Origin of the sequence: Rhodococcus sp. Leaf278 (genome assembly GCF_001426085.1) — a bacterium.
GTDB lineage: Bacteria > Actinomycetota > Actinomycetes > Mycobacteriales > Mycobacteriaceae > Rhodococcoides.
Genome location: NZ_LMRR01000001.1, coordinates 152,801 through 173,538 on the forward strand (window position 1 = coordinate 152,801; position 20,738 = coordinate 173,538).

At 65.8% G+C, this 20,738-nt stretch carries 26 protein-coding genes; 24 read left to right on the forward strand and 2 right to left on the reverse strand.

Annotated features, from left to right (window positions below; translation table 11 throughout):
* Positions 1-67 precede the first annotated feature (67 nt).
* Complete coding sequence (locus ASG84_RS00770; protein WP_057475482.1) at positions 68-820, reverse strand: hypothetical protein; 753 nt, start codon at positions 818-820, stop codon at positions 68-70.
* A 78-nt stretch (positions 821-898) separates the two neighbouring features.
* Here ASG84_RS00770 and ASG84_RS00775 point away from each other — a divergent pair, with 78 nt between their 5' ends.
* The 10 genes from ASG84_RS00775 (at position 899) to ASG84_RS00815 (ending at position 9,077) form a co-directional block, all read left to right on the forward strand.
* Entirely contained in the window at positions 899-1,852 is a 954-nt protein-coding gene (locus ASG84_RS00775) for a Ppx/GppA phosphatase family protein (protein WP_057475149.1), read from the forward strand.
* Positions 1,849-2,982 (forward strand): hypothetical protein, encoded by a 1,134-nt coding sequence (locus ASG84_RS00780; RefSeq protein WP_057475150.1) that lies wholly within the window; start codon positions 1,849-1,851, stop codon positions 2,980-2,982. Before ASG84_RS00775 ends, ASG84_RS00780 begins: the two co-directional genes overlap by 4 nt.
* Positions 2,983-2,993: 11 nt before the next feature.
* Complete coding sequence (locus ASG84_RS00785; RefSeq protein WP_057475151.1) at positions 2,994-3,836, forward strand: sugar phosphate isomerase/epimerase family protein; 843 nt, start codon at positions 2,994-2,996, stop codon at positions 3,834-3,836.
* Positions 3,837-3,858: 22 nt separating this feature from the next.
* Positions 3,859-4,716 (forward strand): thioesterase family protein, encoded by an 858-nt coding sequence (locus tag ASG84_RS00790; RefSeq protein ID WP_057475152.1) that lies wholly within the window; start codon positions 3,859-3,861, stop codon positions 4,714-4,716.
* Positions 4,717-4,734: 18 nt separating this feature from the next.
* Complete coding sequence (proC, locus tag ASG84_RS00795; RefSeq protein WP_057475153.1) at positions 4,735-5,550, forward strand: pyrroline-5-carboxylate reductase; 816 nt, start codon at positions 4,735-4,737, stop codon at positions 5,548-5,550.
* Between the two features lie 127 nt (positions 5,551-5,677).
* Positions 5,678-5,914 (forward strand): helix-turn-helix domain-containing protein, encoded by a 237-nt coding sequence (locus ASG84_RS00800; protein WP_008713658.1) that lies wholly within the window; start codon positions 5,678-5,680, stop codon positions 5,912-5,914.
* Between the two features lie 206 nt (positions 5,915-6,120).
* Positions 6,121-6,222 carry a 30S ribosomal protein bS22 gene (locus tag ASG84_RS26760; protein WP_003402602.1) on the forward strand — a complete coding sequence of 34 codons (102 nt, stop codon included), beginning with the start codon at positions 6,121-6,123 and terminating at the stop codon, positions 6,220-6,222.
* A 144-nt stretch (positions 6,223-6,366) separates the two neighbouring features.
* Complete coding sequence (locus ASG84_RS00805; protein ID WP_235581477.1) at positions 6,367-7,533, forward strand: NAD-dependent epimerase/dehydratase family protein; 1,167 nt, start codon at positions 6,367-6,369, stop codon at positions 7,531-7,533.
* Positions 7,526-8,566 (forward strand): lysophospholipid acyltransferase family protein, encoded by a 1,041-nt coding sequence (locus tag ASG84_RS00810; protein ID WP_057475155.1) that lies wholly within the window; start codon positions 7,526-7,528, stop codon positions 8,564-8,566. The genes ASG84_RS00805 and ASG84_RS00810 overlap by 8 nt, the downstream gene beginning before the upstream one ends.
* 22 nt (positions 8,567-8,588) lie before the next feature.
* A complete protein-coding gene (locus tag ASG84_RS00815; RefSeq protein ID WP_057475483.1) occupies positions 8,589-9,077 on the forward strand; it encodes a GNAT family N-acetyltransferase in 489 nt (162 codons plus the stop codon).
* Between the two features lie 9 nt (positions 9,078-9,086).
* Here the strand turns inward: ASG84_RS00815 and ASG84_RS00820 are convergent, their stop codons facing one another.
* Positions 9,087-10,022 carry an HAD family hydrolase gene (locus tag ASG84_RS00820; RefSeq protein ID WP_235581499.1) on the reverse strand — a complete coding sequence of 312 codons (936 nt, stop codon included), beginning with the start codon at positions 10,020-10,022 and terminating at the stop codon, positions 9,087-9,089.
* 286 nt (positions 10,023-10,308) lie between these two features.
* On the opposite strand from ASG84_RS00820, the gene ASG84_RS00825 reads away from it, so the two are divergent.
* From ASG84_RS00825 to ASG84_RS00885, 14 genes are all read left to right on the forward strand, one after another.
* Positions 10,309-10,590, forward strand: coding sequence for a glutaredoxin family protein (locus ASG84_RS00825; protein WP_057475156.1), 282 nt, complete (start codon positions 10,309-10,311; stop codon positions 10,588-10,590).
* Between the two features lie 155 nt (positions 10,591-10,745).
* Entirely contained in the window at positions 10,746-11,576 is an 831-nt protein-coding gene (locus ASG84_RS00830) for a redox-sensing transcriptional repressor Rex (protein WP_057475157.1), read from the forward strand.
* On the forward strand, positions 11,573-12,985 hold the full coding sequence (locus tag ASG84_RS00835; RefSeq protein WP_057475158.1) for a glutamyl-tRNA reductase: 1,413 nt from the start codon (positions 11,573-11,575) through the stop codon (positions 12,983-12,985). The genes ASG84_RS00830 and ASG84_RS00835 overlap by 4 nt, the downstream gene beginning before the upstream one ends.
* Before the next feature lie 5 nt (positions 12,986-12,990).
* A complete protein-coding gene (gene hemC, locus ASG84_RS00840; protein WP_057475485.1) occupies positions 12,991-13,959 on the forward strand; it encodes a hydroxymethylbilane synthase in 969 nt (322 codons plus the stop codon).
* Positions 13,960-14,118: 159 nt separating this feature from the next.
* Positions 14,119-15,681 carry a uroporphyrinogen-III synthase gene (locus ASG84_RS00845; RefSeq protein WP_057475159.1) on the forward strand — a complete coding sequence of 521 codons (1,563 nt, stop codon included), beginning with the start codon at positions 14,119-14,121 and terminating at the stop codon, positions 15,679-15,681.
* A gap of 75 nt (positions 15,682-15,756) precedes the next feature.
* The gene (gene hemB, locus ASG84_RS00850; RefSeq protein WP_057475160.1) at positions 15,757-16,731 is read left to right on the forward strand and encodes a porphobilinogen synthase; all 975 of its coding nucleotides are present in this window, start codon (positions 15,757-15,759) and stop codon (positions 16,729-16,731) included.
* A complete protein-coding gene (locus ASG84_RS00855) occupies positions 16,728-17,351 on the forward strand; it encodes a hypothetical protein (RefSeq protein ID WP_057475161.1) in 624 nt (207 codons plus the stop codon). The genes hemB and ASG84_RS00855 overlap by 4 nt, the downstream gene beginning before the upstream one ends.
* A 97-nt stretch (positions 17,352-17,448) precedes the next feature.
* Positions 17,449-17,607 (forward strand): hypothetical protein, encoded by a 159-nt coding sequence (locus ASG84_RS27310; protein ID WP_156399334.1) that lies wholly within the window; start codon positions 17,449-17,451, stop codon positions 17,605-17,607.
* Positions 17,608-17,677: 70 nt separating this feature from the next.
* Positions 17,678-18,106, forward strand: a complete 429-nt coding sequence (locus ASG84_RS00860; RefSeq protein WP_156399335.1) for a hypothetical protein — start codon at positions 17,678-17,680, stop codon at positions 18,104-18,106.
* Position 18,107: 1 nt separating this feature from the next.
* Positions 18,108-18,584, forward strand: a complete 477-nt coding sequence (locus ASG84_RS00865; protein WP_057475163.1) for a hypothetical protein — start codon at positions 18,108-18,110, stop codon at positions 18,582-18,584.
* Entirely contained in the window at positions 18,581-18,832 is a 252-nt protein-coding gene (locus ASG84_RS00870) for a hypothetical protein (RefSeq protein WP_235581478.1), read from the forward strand. The genes ASG84_RS00865 and ASG84_RS00870 overlap by 4 nt, the downstream gene beginning before the upstream one ends.
* Positions 18,833-18,848: 16 nt before the next feature.
* Positions 18,849-19,130, forward strand: a complete 282-nt coding sequence (locus ASG84_RS00875) for a metal-sensitive transcriptional regulator (protein WP_057475165.1) — start codon at positions 18,849-18,851, stop codon at positions 19,128-19,130.
* 20 nt (positions 19,131-19,150) lie between these two features.
* Positions 19,151-19,354, forward strand: coding sequence for a heavy-metal-associated domain-containing protein (locus tag ASG84_RS00880; protein WP_057475166.1), 204 nt, complete (start codon positions 19,151-19,153; stop codon positions 19,352-19,354).
* 88 nt (positions 19,355-19,442) lie between these two features.
* Entirely contained in the window at positions 19,443-20,648 is a 1,206-nt protein-coding gene (locus tag ASG84_RS00885) for a PQQ-dependent sugar dehydrogenase (RefSeq protein WP_057475167.1), read from the forward strand.
* Positions 20,649-20,738 lie beyond the last annotated feature (90 nt).

A 20,738-nucleotide genomic window follows, 5' to 3' on the forward strand; every position in this document is an offset into this window, starting at 1 on the left:
GCCTGCGGCATGTGAGCGGAAATTCGTAGTGGGCTACGAATTTCCGTGCACCTGCGGCGAAGCCGCTCTACCGGCGCTGCGCCTCACGCGTGGCCGGATGGATCGCGATCAGACCCAGGCCACGGCGACGCTTGCACAGTGACGCCAATTCGTCGTAGGCCGCTTTGCCGAGCAGCTCGGTCAATTCCGGCTTGTAGGACTCGAACACCTGCTTCGCGCCGACGTGAGCGTCGGGGGAGCCGGAGCAGTACCAGTGCAGATCTAGGCCGCCCTCGCCCCAGCCGCGTCGGTCGTATTCGCCGATGGTGGTCTTGAGAATCTCCGAGCCGTCCGGCCGCGTCACCCAGTCCTGAGTGCGCCGGATCGGCAGCTGCCAGCAGACGTCCGGCTTGACCTCGAGCGGTTCGATGCCCTTGCGCAGCGCCATCGAATGGAGCGCGCAGCCGATCCCGCCCTCGAATCCGGGTCGGTTCTGGAAGATGCACGCACCCTTGTACCGGCGCGTTCGCAGTGACTGCTCGTCGTCGAGATCGTCGTATTCGACGTATCCCTTCTTGCCCAGACCCTTGTCCATGAGCTGCCAGTCCTGCGGGGTGAGCAACTTCACCGACTCGTCGAGCTTGCGCTTGTCGTCCTCGTCGGACAGGAATGCCCCGTGCGAGCAGCATCCGTCGTCCGGCCTGCCCTCGACGGTTCCCTGGCATGCCGGAGTGCCGAAGACGCAGGTCCAGTTGGACAGGAGCCACGTCAGATCGGCGGCGATGAGGTGTTCCGAATTATCTGGATCGGGGAATTCGACCCACTCTCGCGGGAAATCCATCTCGACCTCTGCAGCGAACGGTGGCTGCTCACGACCTGCTGTCACAAACGACGACGCTAGACCCAGTACCGTGGACCTGTGCGATTAGGGGTGCTCGACGTCGGTAGCAACACGGTGCATCTGCTTGTCGTGGACGCCCACCGCGGCGCTCACCCCACCCCGATGAGTTCGAGCAAGGCGACGCTGCGCCTCTCCGAGAACACCGATGCGCACGGAAATATCACCCCGGTGGGCGCGGATCGCCTCGTGAACGAGGTTCGTGAGTTCGCCGCCATCGCCGAACGGTCGGGTTGCAGTGAACTGATGGCATTCGCCACCTCCGCAGTGCGAGACGCCTACAACTCCGACGACGTACTGGCGCGAGTACTCGCCGAAACCGGCGTGACCCTGCAGACCCTCTCCGGCGTCGACGAAGCGCGGCTGACATTTCTCGCGGTTCGACGCTGGTACGGCTGGAGCGCCGGCCGCATCCTCGGACTCGACATCGGCGGCGGATCGCTAGAACTGGCCAGCGGAAGCGACGAGAATCCGGACGTCGCGTTCTCTCTGCAGCTCGGTGCCGGTCGCCTCACCCGCGATTGGCTCGACGAGGATCCACCGGGCAAGCGTCGTATCGCGGTTCTCCGTGACTGGCTGGACGCGGAATTGGCGACCCCAGCGAAGGAGCTGCTCGCAGCCGGCGACGCCGACCGGGCCGTGGGAACGTCGAAGACATTCCGTTCGTTGGCTCGCTTGACCGGTGCCGCGCCCTCCGCGGCCGGTCCGAGGGTGACGCGGACGCTCACCGCGAGCGGCTTGAGGCAACTCATAGCCTTCATATCGCGGATGACGGCCGCCGACCGTGCAGAATTGGAAGGCGTCAGCGCCGACAGGTCGCCACAACTGGTGGCCGGGGCATTGGTAGCGGAGGCGAGCATGCGGGCATTGTCGGTGGAGTCACTCGAGATCTGCCCGTGGGCGCTGAGGGAAGGTTTGATTTTGAGGAAGCTGGACACCGAAACCGACGGCGATCTGGTGGGGAGTTCGAGATGAGCGAGAACAATCCAGAAGACACCGGTCAGATCTCGGTTGCCGAGCTGTTGGCCCGAAACGGCCAGCAGACGAACCTGAGTTCGGGTGGTCGCCGTCGTCGAGGAGTCAAGGGCGGCATTTCCGTCGCCGAGCTCACCGGTGAAATCCCGGTCGTCCGTGACGAGCCGGGCAGCCGTATCGCCCCGGTTGTAGACGCGCCGCCCCCGGCCGCTCGCGTCGAGGCCGTCGACGACCGTGTGACGGACGACGACCGTGTGACACCCGACGACCGTGTGACACCCGACGCGCCCGCATCGCCGTCCTCGCGGCCCCAGCCGGCCAGGCCGAAGAGCGCTCGCCCGTCCGCGTTTCAACCGGCCGGTAAGCGCGAGAAGCAGCAGCCCGAGCCCGAACTGCTGTCCGGCTCCACCACGGTCGCCGGTGACCTCCTGAACCGGTCGCACGACGACACCGAGCGCGGTCAACGCCCGGCTGCACCCACCACGCCGAACAGGCAGCCGTACGGATCGACCGCAGCCGAACAGGGACGGAACCGCAAGCCCACTGGCTTCGCAGCGCCGCGCCAGGTCGAGGTGGCCGAGACCGATACCGACGTCACCCCGCGAGCAGCGGTCCTCGACGCCGAGGACGTCGCCAAGACGGTGGTGTCTCCGCGTATTGCGCGCACCGACGATACGGAATCCGACGCGACCGGCAAGGTCGTGTCCACCGACGCACCTGCGACATCCGCTGCCACCGAGGCCGTCGATCTCGTCGAGACGAATACAGGGCGCGACAAAGAGGACGACACTGCTGCGGAACCGGAGGCCGACGCGAGCCCGGGGACCCGATCCGGCCGCCGTGCTTCGGCCGCCAAGGGCAAGGGCGGTGCCGTTCGGCAGTGGCTCGTGCTCGTCGGCCAGGCCGTGGTGGCCGTTGTTGTCGGCGCGCTGCTGTTCAAGGGCTTCGAGCAACTGTGGGACGTACTTCCGTGGGTCGCCCTGGTGCTGTCGGTGTTGGTGATCGTCGGTCTCGTCGCAGTGGTGAGAATTCTGCGACGCACCGACGACCTGATATCGATCGTGATCGCGATCGCCGTGGGTGTGTTCGTGACGCTCGGTCCGCTCGCCTTCCAGCTCAGTACCGGCTGAGCTGACACCGAATGGCACCGCAGCGAATACACGTAGGCCTGTCCACGGCCTCGGTGTACCCGCAGAACACCGAGGCGGCGTTTCGTTACGCAGCCGAACTCGGCTACGACGGCGTGGAGCTGATGGTGTGGGCCGAGTCGGTCAGCCAGGACGTCGACGCGGTGGCCGCACTCTCGCGGGAATATTCGATCCCGGTGCAGGCCATTCACGCGCCGTGCCTGTTGATCTCGCAGCGGGTGTGGGGCTCGGATCCGATCGCCAAACTGGCGCGATCGGTCGAGGTGGCCGAGAAACTGGGTTCGGCTACCGTCGTCGTGCATCCGCCGTTCCGCTGGCAACGTAAGTACAGCGAGGGCTTCGCCGATCAGGTAGCGGAACTGGAGGCGAACTCGCACGTGGTGGTCGCCGTCGAGAACATGTTTCCGATGCGTGCCGACAGACTCTTCGGACGCAAGGAGAAATCTGCGCAGCGACTGGAACGACGGGGTGGCCCGGGAGCAGCCCTGTCGGCGTTCTCCCCGTCGTACGACCCGACGGATGTCGGCCACGGTCACTACACCCTCGACCTCTCGCACACGGCCACCGCAGGCTCCGACGCCCTCGAGATGCTCGATCGGATGGGCGATGGCCTCGCGCACCTGCATCTGGCCGACGGCCGAGGCGCGTCCGTCGACGAGCATCTGATCCCCGGGCACGGCAGTCAGCCGTGCGCGGAGGTGTGCACCGAACTCGTGCGCCGCGGCTTCGACGGTCAGGCAGTGATCGAGATCAACACGCAGAACGCGCGGACGGTCCCCGAGCGTTCCTCGATGCTCGGACAAGCACTGCAGTTCGCCCGCGCACACCTGTCCTGAGGCCGCCGGTAAGTTGTCGGGAATGAGTTCTGCCAGCCCTTTCAAGGCCGCCACCACCCTGACCGCGCTCGACGTCACTGCCGACACTGCGTCGTTCGCCGGCGCGATCGACTCCACCTGGACCATCGGTCCCAAGGTGCATGGCGGGGCCATGCTCGCGGTGTGCGCCGCGGCAGCGCGTCAGCAGATCGTCCTGACCGACCCGGAGCAGGCCGAGATCCAGCCGCTGGCGGTGAGCGTCAGCTACCTTGCCGCTCCAGATCCCGGCGAGGTCGCGCTCACGACGGTGGTGCGCAAGCGCGGCCGCCAGGTCTCCCATGTGGACGTCGAACTCACGCAGGCCGGACGCGTTGCCGTGCGGGCGGTGGTGACGCTCGGTCGACCGGATTCCGAGAACCCGCACCACGAGACGCCGACGTCGCTGGCGCAGATGGCCGTGGAGCCTCCCGCAGAGACCCTCGCGGTGGCGGGCGATCACCCGATGGCCTCCATCGTGCACGTCGCCAAGGGCTGTGAGATGCGTATCGATGCGTCGTCGGCGTCCTTCCTGACCGGTCAGCAGGGCGAGGCGGAGATCAGATTGTGGGTGCGTCCCTTCGCGGGCGACGAGGCCGACGTCGACACGGCCGTGCTGTTCGCACTGATGGCCGGGGACATCTCCGCTCCGGTGACCATGAACCGCGGAATGTTCGGTTGGGCTCCGACCGTGCAGTTGACGACCTACCTTCGGCGCCGTCCGGCACCGGGGTGGCTGCGCGTGGCTGCGACCAGCACCGTCATCGGCAGCACGTGGTTCGAGGAGGACCACGTGATCCTCGACTCGACCGGTGCTGTCGTGGTGCAGAGCCGACAGTTGGCGATGGTGCCGCGCTCGAACTGACATGGCAGGCTTGGCCGCATGACGAGAATTGCAGTGATCGGCGGCGGACGGATCGGCGAGGCGTTGATTGCGGGACTCCTCGAGTCCGGCCACGCAGTGCGCGATCTGGTGGTCGCCGAGAAATCCGAGTCCCGCGCCAAGGAAATCGCGAAGGAATTCGGCGTACTGACCACCACCGTCGCCGATGCATCCGAGGGTGCCGACGTGATCGTGCTGGCGGTCAAGCCGGCCGACGTCGATACCGCGCTGACCGAAATCACGAAGATCGAGCTCGACGGCGATCGCGAACAACTGATTGTCTCGCTGGCCGCAGGCGTCCCCACCACCAAATTCGAGCCCAAGCTCCCCGCCGGCTTCCCGGTCGTTCGGGTCATGCCCAATACCCCGATGCTCGTGGGGGAGGGCGTCAGCGTGTTGGCACCGGGCAAGTACGCCCGCGCCGAGCACCTCGAACTGGTCCGTTCCATCCTCTCGGCCGTCGGCAAGGTCGTCGTGGTCAAGGAACATCAGCTCGACGCCGTGACGGCCGTATCCGGATCGGGTCCGGCCTATTTCTTCCTGGTCGCCGAGTCCATGATCGACGCGGGAGTGGGCCTGGGATTGCCGCGCGACGTGGCGTCGGCGCTCGTGATTCAGACGATGGTGGGGGCCGGGGCGATGCTGGATCGGTCCGACGAGAGCGCGAACGAACTCAGATACGCCGTGACCTCGCCGGGCGGTACGACGGCCGCAGCAGTGCGAGAATTGGAACGAAATGGCCTCCGAGCAGCGTTTTTCGATGCTCTCGGTGCTGCCAACGCCCGATCGATTGAGATGGGCATCACAGCGGATTGAAAAATCTTTTCCCCACTCCCGTCGCAGTAACCCCATCTGTCCCTATAGGCTCGGGGGCAGCACGTGCGTGTCTGTTCGGCAGGAGGGGAAGCCTGCCGCATGAGACGTGCCGGAGGTATGTGGATTGATGGCGTCTATAAACAAGCCGTCCAAGGGTTCGTCCCCGGACGGTCAACCGGCTCTGGCCGGAACGCAGTTCCTCACTGTCGCTGAAGTGGCGACGTTGATGAGGGTTTCGAAAATGACCGTGTACCGGCTGGTACACGGCGGAGAATTGCCCGCTGTACGAGTGGGTCGGTCTTTTCGTGTGCACGCCAAGGCGGTGCACGACTATCTCGAGACCTCGTACTTCGACGCAGGCTAGTAGTGCACGCGGGGCCGGTTTCGTAAGTGCCGGTTCGGACCGGTAGGATTGGCGCTCGTCGTGCCAGCCAGCCGGTGTGCAGCCGTGGGCGAGTACGTGGCCCCAGCGCCAGCTCGGTAACCGCAGCTCTGTTGGGCTTGGTTGTCAGGTAGGCGTACGCAAACGGCGTGCGCGAAAACGCTAGAGAAGAACGTGAGGACACCCGCATGGGTTCAGTGATCAAGAAGCGTCGCAAGCGCATGTCGAAGAAGAAGCACCGCAAGCTGCTTCGTCGTACCCGCGTGCAGCGCAGGAAACTCGGCAAGTAACTCTGCCGGCATAGCTTTCACCAGGAGGCCCGTCACCATCGGTGGCGGGCCTCCTGGCGTTCGAACGTGGGCTTCGCTTCTTACCCTCGCGTCTGCCCATCGATCCAGTAGGCTTTGGGCCGGAGCCGATGTTGGGGGTGCGCAGTGAGTCCGAGCGATCGTGGTGTTGCCGCGCCCCGAGTAGTTCTGGTGACCGGGGCCAGTCGTTTTCTCGGTGGATACCTCGTCACCAGACTGGCCCAGAACCCTCAGATCGAGCGGGTGATCGCCGTCGATGCGCTGTCGCCGAGCAAGGATCTGCTCCGACGCATGGGCCGTGCCGAGTTCGTTCGTGCAGATATCCGAAACCCGTTGATCGGCAAAGTGATTCGAAATGCCGGGGTGGATACCGTCGTACATGCTTCCACCGTGGCCAAGCCCCCCAAATCCGGCGGCCGCGCCACGATGAAAGACCTCAACGTGATCGGCGCGATGCAGCTGTTCGCGGTGTGCCAGAAATCCCCGACGGTGGAGAAGGTGGTACTGCGGTCGTCGTCCTCGGTGTACGGCTGCAGCGCGAAGGATCCGGTGAAGTTCACCGAGGAGATGAGCGCCCGACGCCCACCGAGCGGTGCGTACGCGCGGGACACCATCGACATCGAGGGCTACGTTCGCGGACTGGGCCGTCGACGACCGGACATCGCCGTGTCGATCCTCCGGATGGCACCGCTGATCGGCCCACGATTGAACGGCACCATCTCGCGGTACCTGACCTCGCCGCTGATCCCGAGCATCATCGGCCGCGATGCACGTATGCAGTTGTTGCACGAAGAAGACGCCCTCGCCGCGCTCGAGCGCGCCACCATCGGTGGTCCGGCGGGCACGTTCAACATCGGTGCCGACGGCACGATCATGCTCTCGCAGGCCATCCGCCGGGCCGGACGCGTGCAGGTGCCGGTTCCGTTTCCACTGTTCAAGAGTGTCGGCCGCGCTCTCATGGGCGGCATGATGCGCGAATTCACCACCGAACAACTCGACTACTTCCACTTCGGCTGTGGCCTCGACACCACTCGGATGCGTTCGGTCCTGGGCTTCGAGCCGCGGTGGACAACGGTTCAGGCATTCGACGACTTCGTCCGCGGCGCTGCATTGCGCCCGGTCATCAGAACCGAGTGGGTGGACGGCATCGAGAATCGACTGCTCTCGGCTGTCGATACCGGTGCGTCCACGGCGCGCGCGCTGGCATCGCTGCGTAGCTCGGACACAATGCTTACTTCGGACAGAATGCTGACGTCGGACAGAGTGCACGGTTCGGGAGGGACGGGTGAGTGAAGTGGCCAAAGTGATTCCGCTGCACGGTGGCCGCTCGGTCCGTGCGTCTCAGGGTTCGCGCGAACGGCACCCCTCCGCCTACACCGAGCCGCGTGAGCCGACGCCACTGCTCGACCCCGCCCCCGCAGCCGCGCCCGTTCCGGCGGCGGCGATCCCGACTCCGTTGCTCTCGATGATCGACGACACCAAGACCGCTGTCGTGGACCAGATCTCTTCCGTTGCCGAGTTCGTGCGCAGGCGTCTGGCCGGCGACTACAGCGTCGACGAGTTCGGCTACGACCCACACTTCGCCGACGCCATCTGGCTTCCGCTGCTGCGGCCGCTGTTCGAGAAGTGGTTCCGCGTCGAAGTCAAGGGCCTCGAGAACATCCCGTCGGACGGCGGCGCACTCGTCGTCGCCAATCACGCAGGCGTGGTACCGGTCGACGCGTTGATGGCGTCGGTCGCGGTGCGGGATCACCATCCGGCGCATCGTCCGCTGCGAATGTTGGCCGCCGACATGGCTTTCGAGATGCCCGGCGTCGGTACCATCGCCCGCAAGGCCGGGCACACGTTGGCGTGCAACCCCGATGCCGAGCGACTGCTGCGTACCGGCGAACTGGCAGCGGTGTTTCCCGAGGGCTTCAAGGGCATCGGCAAGCCGTTCAGTGAGCGCTACAAATTGCAGCGATTCGGCCGTGGCGGGTTCGTCTCGGCGGCTCTGCGAACGGGGGCACCGATCATCCCGTGCTCCATCGTCGGCTCGGAGGAGATCTACCCGAAGATCGGCGACATCGCGCCACTGGCTCGACTGATGGGTATGCCGTACTTTCCGGTCACACCGTTCTTCCCGCACTTCGGTCCGCTGGGACTTATTCCGTTGCCGTCCAAGTGGTACATCGAGTTCGGCAAGCCGATTCGTACCGACTCGTACGACGCGACCGCGTTCGAGGATCCGATGGTTCTCTTCGAGCTGACCGACCAAGTCCGCGAAACCATCCAGCACACGCTGTATCGACTGCTGGCCAAGAGGCGCAACGTCTTCCTGGGGTGAACGCACGGGTTATCCTGTGCCCGTGCACATTCGCGACACCACCACCGACGATCTGCCCGAGATTCTCGACATCCACAACGATGCTGTCGCCAACACGACTGCCATCTGGGACGAGGAACAGGTGGACCTCGCCGATCGCACGGCGTGGTTCGACGGCCGCATCGCCGCGGGATACCCCGTCCTCACCGCCGAGGTCGACGGCCGGGTGGCCGGATACGCGTCTTACGGGCAGTGGCGGGTCAAGAGCGGTTACCGGCACTCGGTGGAGCACTCGGTGTACATCCACCGAGACTTCTATCGGCGGGGCCTGGCCAGTGCGCTGCTGAGCGAATTGATCGAGCGGGCCAGGGCAAGCGACGTGCACGTGCTGGTGGGGTTCATCGAGTCCGAGAACACCACATCGATCGCGCTGCACGAGAAATTCGGCTTCGCCACCGTCGGGCAGATGCCGGAAGTAGGCGTCAAGTTCGGCCGATGGCTCGACCTGACCCTGATGCAGCTGACGCTCTGACCGGATGGGTCAAGCCTTGCGACGGCCGACCACGGCAGCGAGTCCGCCGCCCACTGCGCCCAGGGCCAACGCCGTCGGAACGCCGATCTTGGCGGCCTTGCGTCCGGTGCGGTAGTCGCGAATTTCCCAGCCCCGGTTCTTGGCCAGCTCACGCAGGTCCGGATCGGGATTGATCGCCACGGCGGTGCCGACCAGCGAGAGCATCGGAACGTCGTTGTGGCTGTCCGAATACGCGGTGCACCGCTTGAGGTTGAGGCCTTCACGGACCGCGAGCGAGCGCACCGCGTGCGCCTTGCCGATGCCGTGGAGGATGTCTCCGACGAGGCGGCCGGTGAACACCCCGTCCGTGCTCTCGGCGACGGTTCCCAGTGCCCCGGTGAGGCCGAGCCGCTTGGCGATGATCTGAGCCAGCTCCAGGGGAGTGGCCGTGACCAGCCACACCTGCTGGCCGGCGTCGAGGTGCATCTGCGCGAGAGCACGAGTACCGGCCCAGATCTTGTCGGCAATGACCTCGTCGTAGATCTCTTCGCCGAGCGTGGTCAGTTCGGAGGTGGGACGACCCTTGATGAACGAGAGCGCCTTTTCTCGGCCGCTGGCCACGTCCTCGCTGTTCTCCTTGCCGCTGACCCTGAATTTGACTTGCTGCCAAGCGAATTGAGCCAGGTCGCCGCTGGTGAAGTACTTGCGAGCGGCCAGCCCGCGAGCGAAGTGGATGATCGACGCGCCCTGGACCATGGTGTTGTCCACGTCGAAGAAGGCCGCAGCGGTGAGATCCCGCGGAATCGCACCCTCGGATTCGATCTGCAATGCGAGGGCGGCGTCGGCACTGGCCTGGCCGGCCACATTGGCACGGACCTCGGCATCGGACGGACCGAAGGGGTTGCGAATCCTGCGAATGCGCCGCTTGAGCTGCTTGTCCTCGCGCGGATTCTCGGTGTCGACCATGTCGATGTCGGGCGTGGCCTCGATCGGCAGGTCGGTTCCCCCGTCACTCACTTCGGTCCTCTTCCTACTCGAGTACTCGATGCAGCCCAGTCGGTTACCGAAGCTTCCCACTCGGTTGTTCCAGCAGCCCACTCGGTTACTCCAGCAGCCCACTCGGTTACCCATGCAGCCTAGTCGCGGGTCCGACAGGACCGGCGGGGGACAAGCGAAGCCGGGTGAGAGCGTGGTCCGGCGGCATGGCGGTCTGTGACGTTCGTCTCCATTGCGGACGTGTCACAGTGGACGGATGCAGACGACTCCCCCCAGCGTGGCTCTTCTCACCCGCGCAGGCTGCCATTCGTGCGCCCACGCACTGCAGGTGTTGACCGAGGTGTGCGGCGAGTTCGACGTGGCCGTGACGGTCGTCGACGTCGACGAGGCGGCAACGGAATCGCCTGACCTGCGTGCGGAGTACGGGGACCGAGTGCCGGTGGTACTGCTCGACGGCATCGAGCACAGCTACTGGGAGGTGGACGTGCCCCGATTGCGGGCCGATCTGGCACGGGCAGGGCACCCTAAGAACGTGTGATTCGTCTCCGTGTGCAGGTGAGGGCCGGTCTGCGCAACTTTGTTCATTCGTTCACAAGCGGTTACCGTGGTGTGAACAGCATTCGTGAAATAGACACGAACGCAGGATCAGCGTGAAGACCGGCATCGACGCCGTTCGGACGAGGAGCCCCAGACGTGACCGAAGAGCGCCCGTCGCCCAGCGGCGTAGAGCGGGTCATCCCTCAGGCTACGGTCACCCGTCTCGCGACCTACCTGCGGGTCCTCTCGATCCTCGCAGACGAGGGCGTTCTCATCGTCTCCAGTGAAGAATTGGCCACCGCAGCAGGCGTCGGATCGGCCAAACTTCGCAAAGATCTTTCCTTTCTCGGCCCCAACGGCGTTCGCGGTGTCGGCTACGACGTTGCGCGCTTGCGCGCCAAGATCGAAAGTGCACTCGGACTCGATCGCGGCCACCGCGTCGTACTGGTGGGAGTCGGCAATCTGGGACAGGCGCTGGCCGGATACGGCGGATTCGCACGTCGCGGCTTCACCATGGTCGGTCTCTTCGACCGCGACTCGGCGCGCGTGGGCACCGACGTCGACGGCCTGATCGTCCGGCACGTCGACGAACTCGACAAGGCCTGCCGTGAACTCGAAGCCACGATCGGCGTCATCGCCACCCCCGACGACGCCGTGCACGTCGTCGCCGAAAAGCTCGTTGCCGGCGGCGTCGAGTGCATTCTGAGCTTCTCGCCGATGGTGCTCGACGTTCCCGAACACGTCGAGGTACGGCGCGTGGATCTGGCCGTGGAGATGCAGGTCCTCTCCTTCAACAGCTCCCGCAACATGTCCGAACCGGGCGACGTGACCGTGCCGACCGTCGTGACTGCGCCTCGGCCACAGCCGGTCTCACCGCCTCCACTCACGTCCACGGCACGTCTGGGCCGCAGTCACGGCCCGCGCATCGCCGGTAATCCAAGCCCAGTCAACAGTTCGACAAGAAACGGATCGGTGATTGCACCGTGAGTGTCCTTCTCGTCGGGATATCGCACCGTAGCGCTCCCGTCGCAGTTCTCGAGCGTGTCGCCATCACGGACACCGATCGCCCGAAACTGACCGACAAACTGATGGCCAGCGGAAGCATCTCCGAGGTCATGGTGGTGTCCACGTGCAATCGGGTCGAGATCTATGCCGTCGTCGACGCCTTCCACGGGGCGTTGACCGCCGTCGGCGAAGTACTCGGTGAGCACTCCGGACTCGAGGTCGCGGACCTGACCAAGCACGCCTACGTGCGCTACAGCGAGGCTGCCGTCGAGCATCTGTTCGCAGTGGCCAGCGGCCTGGACTCGATGGTCATCGGCGAGCAGCAGATCCTCGGCCAGATCCGGTCGGCATACGCGGCCTCGGACGGGCAGCAGGCCTCCGGGCGAGTGCTGCACGAACTGGCTCAGCAGGCGCTGCGCGTCGGCAAGCGAGTACACAGCGAAACCGGGATCGACGCCGCCGGAGCTTCGGTGGTCTCGGTGGCGCTCGATCGCGCCGCCGCGATGTTCGGCGGTTCCCTCGCCGGTCGCAAGGCCGTCGTGCTCGGAGCCGGAGCCATGGGTGGCCTCGCCGTCGCGCACCTCGGCCGCGCCGGAATCGGCGGCCTCACCGTCGTCAACCGCACCCGCGAGCGGGCCGACCACCTGGCCGAGACCGCCGTCTCGAATGGAATCGCGGCAACGTCGGTCGCCCTCGAAAATCTGCCCGACGCGGTGGCCGCCGCCGACATCCTCATCACCTGTACCGGTGCGGTGGGGGCCGTGGTCTCCATTGCCGATGCTCACCTCGCGCTCGTCGGCCGCGATGCCGAGCACCCTCTGGTGATCTGCGACCTCGGACTGCCTCGCGACGTCGACGCCGCGGTGGCTCAGCTGCCGGGCATCACCGTCTTCGACATGGAGTCGCTGCAGCGTGACCCCGCCGCGGGTGCTGCGGCGAACGACGCGTCGGCGGCACGCGAGATCGTCTCCAGTGAACTCTCGGGTTACCTTGCGGGACAACGACTTGCCGAGGTCACCCCCACTGTCACCGCGCTGCGTCAGCGCGCTGCCGAAGTGGTCGAGGGGGAGTTGTTGCGTCTCGAGTCGCGGCTGCCCGGGCTCGATTCACCGCAGCGCGACGAGGTGGCCCGTACCGTGCGCCGGGTAGTCGACAAGTTGCTGCACTCGCCGACAGTGCGCGTCAAGCAGCTCGCCAGCACCCCGGGCGGGGACTCCTACGCCGCTGCATTGCGAGAGTTGTTCGAGCTCAGCCCCGGTTCGGTCGATGCGGTGGCTACGCCGATGGAGATCGGCTCGCTGGAGCTGGTCGACGACTTCACCGCCAGCCGTACCGATCTGCGCTCGGATTCTCACCCCGGCGGCACCGCCGGTCAGGAGCGGTCGGAGTGAGCAACATCGTCAAGATCGGCACGCGCGGAAGCCTTCTGGCGACCACTCAGGCCGACACCGTGCGCGTGGCTCTCGCCGCAGCAGGGGTCGAGGCCGAACTGGTGATCGTCAAGACTGCAGGCGACCTGTCCGCCGCACCCGTACAGACCATCGGCGTCGGTGTCTTCACCGCAGCGCTGCGCGAGGCACTCGCCGACGGCACCGTGGACATCGCCGTGCACTCGTACAAGGATCTGCCGACGGCAGCCGACGACCGGTTCGTCATCGCGGCCATCCCGGCCCGCGAGGACCCCCGGGATGCCCTGGTGGCCCGCGACGGGCTGGTGCTGGGCGAGCTGCCCACGGACGCGAAGGTCGGTACCTCCGCACCCCGTCGGATTGCTCAATTGCGCGCTCTCGGACAGGGATTGGACGTCCGTCCGCTGCGAGGCAACCTCGACACCAGGATCGGGAAGGTGGCGTCGGGCGAGCTCGACGCCGTCATCGTCGCCCGCGCCGGACTGGCCCGCATCGGCCGACTCGACGTCGTCACCGAAGCACTCGATCCGGTGCAGTTGCTACCGGCACCCGCCCAAGGTGCCCTCGCTGTCGAATGCCGTACCGGCGACACCGATCTCGCGGCGGCCATCGCCACCCTCGACGACGCCCACGCGCGTGCCGCGGTGGCAGCCGAACGTGGACTGCTGGCCGAACTGGAAGCCGGCTGCACCGCTCCGGTCGGCGCGATCGCCGAGGTCGTCGAATCCATCGACGAGGACGGCCGCATCTTCGACGAACTGTCGTTGCGTGGCTGCGTAGCCGCAATCGACGGCAGCGACACCATCCGCGCGTCGATCGTCGGATCACCCGACCGCGCCGAGGAGCTGGGCCGGGAATTGGCCCGCGAACTGCTCGATCTCGGTGCCCGCGAACTCGTTTCAGTCACCGAACCAGCGCAGGCCGGTTCTCAGTTACAGGGTGGATCTCATGTCTAGGGCCATAACCGCACCCGTCCGCGGACGCGCCAAACGCACGGCGACCCGTCCGGTCGTACGGAGAGAGTCGATCGCCACCGCTCGACTCATTCCGAAACGGGGCACGGCAACCCCGATAGAACTGCAGTACCCACACAAGACAGCACTGGAGAACAACCGATGAGCCCAGTCCGCAAGAACACCAACGGACGGATCCTGTTCGTGGGATCCGGGCCCGGTGACCCGGCTCTGCTCACGGTCCGGGCACGTGAAGTGCTCGGAGCGGCCGAGCTCGCATTCACCGATCCCGATGTCGACAAGGGCGTCACCGCGCTCGTCGGTGCCGATGTCCCACGGGACGCGGAGACAGGTGAGAACGGTGTCGAGGTTCGTCCGGCGCTCGGCGAGCCTTCCGAGGTCGCCAAAACGCTTCTCGCCGAGGCCAAGAACGGCCACGACGTGGTTCGCCTCGTCTCCGGCGATCCGCTCACCACCGATTCGGTGATCGCCGAGGTCAGTGCCGTCGCCCGGACGCACGTGCCATTCGAGGTGCTCCCGGGCCTGCCCGCGGGATCCGCAGTGCCCAGCTACGCCGGTATGGCACTGGGCTCGGGCCACACCGAGGCCGACGTCCGCGGCGAAGTCGACTGGGCAGCGCTCGCTGCTGCTCCCGGTCCGCTGGTGCTGCACGCGACGTCGGGTCACCTGGCCGAAACCGCCAGTGCCCTCGTCGAACACGGTCTCGCACCGCAGACGCCTGCAGCCATCACCGTTCGTGGCACCACCCGTCAGCAGCGCACCGTCGAGGCAACGCTGGCGACTCTGAACGACGCCGGATCCGAGCTCGTCGGGTCCCTCGTAGTCACCGTCGGCAAGGTCGTCTCGGGCCGAAACAAGATGTCCTGGTGGGAGTCTCGCGCACTGTACGGCTGGACCGTGCTGGTGCCGCGTACCAAGGACCAGGCCGGCGAGATGAGCGATCGCCTCGTCACGCACGGAGCCATCCCCATCGAAGTTCCGACGATCGCCGTCGAGCCCCCGCGCAGCCCGGCTCAGATGGAGCGTTCCGTCAAGGGCCTCGTCGACGGCCGCTACCAGTGGGTCGTCTTCACCTCCACCAATGCCGTCCGGGCAGTGTGGGAGAAGTTCGAGGAGTTCGGCCTGGACGCCCGCGCGTTCTCCGGCGTCAAGATCGCGTGCGTCGGTGAGGCAACCGCGGCGAAGGTGCGCTCGTTCGGTATCAATCCCGAACTCGTGCCGTCGGGGGAGCAGAGCTCACTCGGACTGCTCGAGGATTTCCCGCCGTACGATGAGGTGTTCGATCCGGTCAATCGAGTTCTGTTGCCGCGTGCCGACATCGCGACCGAAACGCTCGCCGAAGGCTTGCGCGAACGTGGCTGGGAGATCGACGACGTCACCGCGTATCGCACCGTTCGGGCAGCGCCGCCGCCCGCCGAGACCCGCGAGATGATCAAGACCGGCGGATTCGACGCAGTGTGCTTCACGTCGAGCTCCACCGTCCGGAACCTGGTCGGCATCGCCGGAAAGCCGCACGCCCGCACACTCGTTGCGTGCATCGGTCCCAAGACCGCCGAGACGGCTGTCGAGTTCGGTCTGCGCGTGGACGTGCAGCCCGAGTCGGCTCAGGTCGGACCTCTGGTCGAAGCGCTCGCCGAGCACGCAGCTCGCCTGCGCGCCGAGGGTGCACTGCCCCCGCCGCGCAAGAAGTCACGTAGGCGCTGACGCGCCTCGTGCGCGTTGTGCGTAGTTCTGACTACGCATAACGCGCACGACGAACGAAGTGAGGCAGGTTCAGCCGTGTTCCCCACCGATCGCCCCCGCCGCCTGCGCCGTACTCCGGCGCTGCGGCGGCTCGTAGCCGAAACGTCCTTGGAGCCGCGGCATCTGATACTGCCGATGTTCGTGGCCGACGGCATTTCCGAGCCGCGGGAGATCAGCTCGATGCCAGGGGTGTTCCAGCACACGCTGGACTCGCTGAGCGTTGCAGCCGAGGAGGCCGTGACGGCAGGCGTCGGCGGCGTCATGCTGTTCGGTGTGCCGAAATCCGAGGACAAGGACGAAATTGGTTCGGGGGCAACCGATCCGGACGGAATCCTGAACCGTGGATTGGCTCGGCTGAAGGCCGACCTCGGAGATTCGACGGTCATCATGGCCGATACGTGTCTGGACGAGTTCACGTCACACGGTCATTGCGGGGTGCTGGGGGAGAACGGTTCGATCGACAACGACGCCACCCTGCTGCGCTACGTCGACATGGCCGTCGCGCAGGCGGACGCGGGTGCTCACCTGCTCGGACCCAGCGGAATGATGGACGGTCAGGTCGGTGCGATCCGCGCCGGACTGGACGCGGCGGGCCACGTGGACGTGGGGCAGCTGGCGTACTCCGCGAAGTACGCCTCGGCCTTCTACGGCCCGTTCCGCGAAGCCGTGGGCTCGTCGTTGCAGGGCGACCGCCGCACGTATCAGCAGGACGCGCGGAACCGCCGTGAGGCCACTCACGAGGTGGAACTCGATCTCGCCGAGGGTGCCGACATGGTGATGGTCAAGCCGGCCATGTCGTATCTCGACATACTTCGCGATGTGGCCGAGATGTCGCCGGTTCCGGTTGCGGCGTATCAGATCTCCGGGGAATATTCGATGATCACCGCCGCCGCGCAGAACGGATGGATCGATCGCGACGCGGCGGTGTTGGAATCGCTCGTCGGAATACGACGTGCGGGTGCCGACGTGGTACTGACCTACTGGGCAACCGAAGTGGCGGGCTGGCTGTGAACGATTTTCCACCGGGAAACAACCCCGACAGCAACACGCCCAACAACCCACCCTCGCAACCGGATTGGCAGCGCTGGGAGCTCGAGCACGGGTTCCCGCAATCCGGCCCGGAGCTGGAGCCGATCGCGCGACCGGCACCGGTCGACGTGGAGACGGCTCGCCATCTGTGGTGGGGAGTGGCGCTGATCGGTGCTCTCTCGGCGCTGTATTCGGTTTGGACTTTGTTCGGGGCGCGTGAGGAATTTGCGCAGTCTCTTCTCGACGAACTCGCGGCGCAGGACGCGGCAGCGGACATGACCGTCGAATCCACGCAGTCGATGGTGACGGTGATGCTGGTCGTCACCATGTTCGTCGTGATCGGGTTCGGGGCGTTGTTCCTGTTCTGGGTCAAGCGGATGCGTGCAGGCAAGATGTGGGCCCGGATGCTGCTGACCGTCATCGGCTCGTTCATCGTGTTCACCACGATCCTCGATCTGTTCGCCATGGCATCGACGTCGGGCGCGATGAACATCGTGATGGGCGTCCTCAGTATCGGCCAGGGTGTACTCGCCGCCGGGGCGATCTACCTGATGCATCGACGTGAATCCAACGAATACTTCTTCGCGTCCAAACGGGCGTAGTTGTCGGAACTCGGTAGTTTCGGGCGTGTTCTCGGCTACCAGCACGGCTGTGTGACTAGCATCACTCTCGATATCTTTTCGAGTGATCGGATCCGACATGGCAGAGAACACCCCTGCAGCAGCGAGCGTCGCCCAGACAGTCGACCCTGAGGCCTGTCCCCGGGAGAGCGGCCGACCCGGTTGGGCTCTGCTCGGGTTGCTCCTTGCCGTCTCGGCCGCAATCGCCATCATGGCGCTGGGGATTTCCGCCGGCTGAGTGCTCGGTGACCGTCCGGAATTTCTGCCGGCGGAACTCTGTGTCACCCCGCGGTGGCAGGATGTCTGACGTGAGCGCAGACACAAACGGATCGATCGTCCGTCCTCGGGTGGTCTCGGCCGCCTACTGGCTGTGGCTTGCCTCGGCCGTGTTGCTGATCGTCGTCTGCATGATCGCCCTGACGCTCCCCGCCGATCAGATTCGCGCCTCGTTCAGCTCGGAGGCGCAGGGCAATTCGTTCCTGACCGTCTTTCGCGGTCTCGGCGTGATCTCCGGAGTGGTCGGATTGGCCGTCGGGCTGATGTCGAGCCACGTCCGCGGCGGTGATCCCAGATTTCGACGCGCTCTGGTGACGCTGTCGGGAATTGCCGCTCTGCTGCTGATCTTCGCGGCACTGGTGTTCCCGTTCGTTCCGCTGGTGATCACCATCGGCCTCGTGCTCGCCGCTGTTCTCGTCTACCGACCGTCGGCGCGGGAGTGGTTTCAGCGTGAGCAGTGAGATGTCGACGAGCGAGACCGTGCTGTTCCACGAACCCGGTGGTCGCTGGCGCATGCTGGCGTGGGGGCCCGTGTTCTGTCTCGTGGTCCTGGCCGTCGAGATCGCGTCCGGTCCGGTGATCCACTGGTTCGCGCTGGTGCTGTTCTCGCTCATCCTCGTCGGTCTCACCTATGTCCAGCTGCGCGCCGCTCGCATGCACGTCAGTGTCGAACTCACCACCCGGGCGCTGCGCCAGGGAACCGAGACGGTCGACGTCGCCGATATCCACGAGATCTTCCCTCCGGCCGAATACGCAGACGACGAGTACGAGCCGAAGAGGTGGGAGACGGCGCGAGTGCTCGGGGAGCTCTCGGGTGTGCCGCGTAAGCGCCACGGCATCGGTCTGCGGCTGGTGGGCGGTGGGATGGTTCAGGCCTGGGCCAAGGACGACGACGGGTTGCGCGCGGCCCTCGAAACGGCCAAACGGGAGTACCTGTGAGCAAGTCCGTCGGCTGGGTGGAACTCGTGGTTGCGCTGCTGGCGGCAATCGGAGCCGTGGCGTGCTGGAACGTGGGCGTGCGAACCACCGAGTTCCCCGCGGTTCCCGACGTGTCTCCGGCATATCAGGGGACGTTCTACTCGGGGTCCTGGATCGCGCTCGGTGCGCTTGCCGTCATCGTCGCGGGTTTGCTGTTCGTCGACGGTGTGCGCCGAGTACGGACGGACGAGACACCCCCTACCGGGTAGGGGTATCGTTGGCGGTATGAGCAGCTACACCGCAGAGCAGGACGACCTGCTGAAGCGACTGCGTCGCATCGAAGGTCAAGTAGCCGGGATATCCCGCATGGTCGCCGACGACCGCTACTGCATCGACGTTCTCACCCAGGTCTCTGCCGCAACCAAAGCGCTGCAGTCGGTCTCGTTGAAGTTGCTCGATGCCCACCTCGCCGGCTGCGTGGTGGAGGCCGCCAGGCAGGGCGGGCCGGAAGCAGACGCAAAAGTGAAAGAGGCGTCCGAGGCCATCGCGCGTCTCGTGCGCTCCTGACGACGGAAGGGGAGTCGACGATGCACACGACATATTCGGTCGAGGGCATGACGTGCGCACATTGTGCTGCGTCGGTGAAGGAAGAAATATCGGAGATCTCGGGAGTCACCGGCGTCGACGTCGATGTGGATTCCGGTGCGGTCGTGGTGAGCAGCGATTCGACGCTCGATACCGCGGCGGTGGACGCCGCCGTCGCCGAAGCCGGGTACCGACTGGTGTCGTGAACACCACCGCCCTCCGACGGTGGTTCGGAAACGGCGAAAACGGTGATACCGGAGAAATGGGACTCACCGAAAATCGTCAGGAGGGCTCGTGAAGAAACCGGTCACCGGCGCAGCGGTCATCGCTATGAGCGTCGCCCTGGTAGCGGCCTGTTCGGCGGACACCACCGAACAGGAAGGTAGCGCAGAGTCGGCTACCTCATCGTCGCAGGGATCTGTTTCCGAAGATGCCCCCTCACAGGCCGCGCCTGCCGGGCCGCTGCCGAACCTGTCGGTCACCACTGTGCTCGACGGCCTCGACAAACCGTGGGACGTGGTGGTTGCTCCCGATGGCACGGTGCTGACCGGGGAGCGCTCCGGCCGGTTCGTCATCCGCGACTCCGCAGGAGTGCAGCGTGAACTGGACGCGGACCTGGGCGATCTCTACGCCGCCGGGGAGACCGGACTCATGGGAATCGCACTGGCTACCGATTTCGCCGCGTCGCGAACGATCTACACCTGTCAGGGTGTGCGCGGCGACGCAGGCAACCGCATCGGCGTGATGTCGTGGACCGTGGACCCGGAGTGGACTCGGCTCTCTCGAACCGGAACCATCGTCGACGACATTCCCGTCGCCGACGGCGGGCGGCACGGTGGCTGCCGCATCTTGGCCCACCCCGACGGCACGCTGTACATCGGCACCGGTGACAACGCGAAACCGACCTTTCCTCAGGATCGGAACTCGCTGGGCGGCAAGGTGTTACACGTCAACGCCGACGGCACCGCCGCAGCCGACGCACCGGATCGCATCTTCACTCTCGGTCATCGCAACGTGCAGGGACTGGCGATCCGTCCCGGAACCGATCAGATCTTCGAGGTCGAGCAGGGAACGAGCCGAGACGACGAGCTGAACCTGTTGGTGCCGGGCGGCAACTACGGCTACAGCCCCGATCGACGCGCGTCGGTGTACGACGAATCGGTCCCTATGACCGACCCCGACCGGGTTCCCGGTGCTCTGCCTGCAGTGTGGAGTTCGGGTGATCCGACCATCGCCACCCCCGACGTCACCTTCACCGACGGTGAGCAGTGGGGCTCCTGGAACGGTGCCGCGGTGATCTCGAGTCAGCAGGGTGAGAAGCTCGTCTTCCTGGCACTGTCGGAGGACGGAACCGAGTACGTCGCCGAGGCGGAGGCGCTGAACGGCACCTACGGCAGGCTGCGTTCGCTCACCCCCTTCGGAAGCGACGGCGGCTTCCTGCTCACCACCGACAACGGATCCGACGATCAGGTACTGCTCGTCACGCCCGAGATCGGCTGAACCGAGGTTGCCCTGACCGCGCGTGACAGCTGGTGCGGTCGGTGGGTGAGCTGGCGGTTCACCTCCCGAGTGTGTTTAAAATCATGTGAT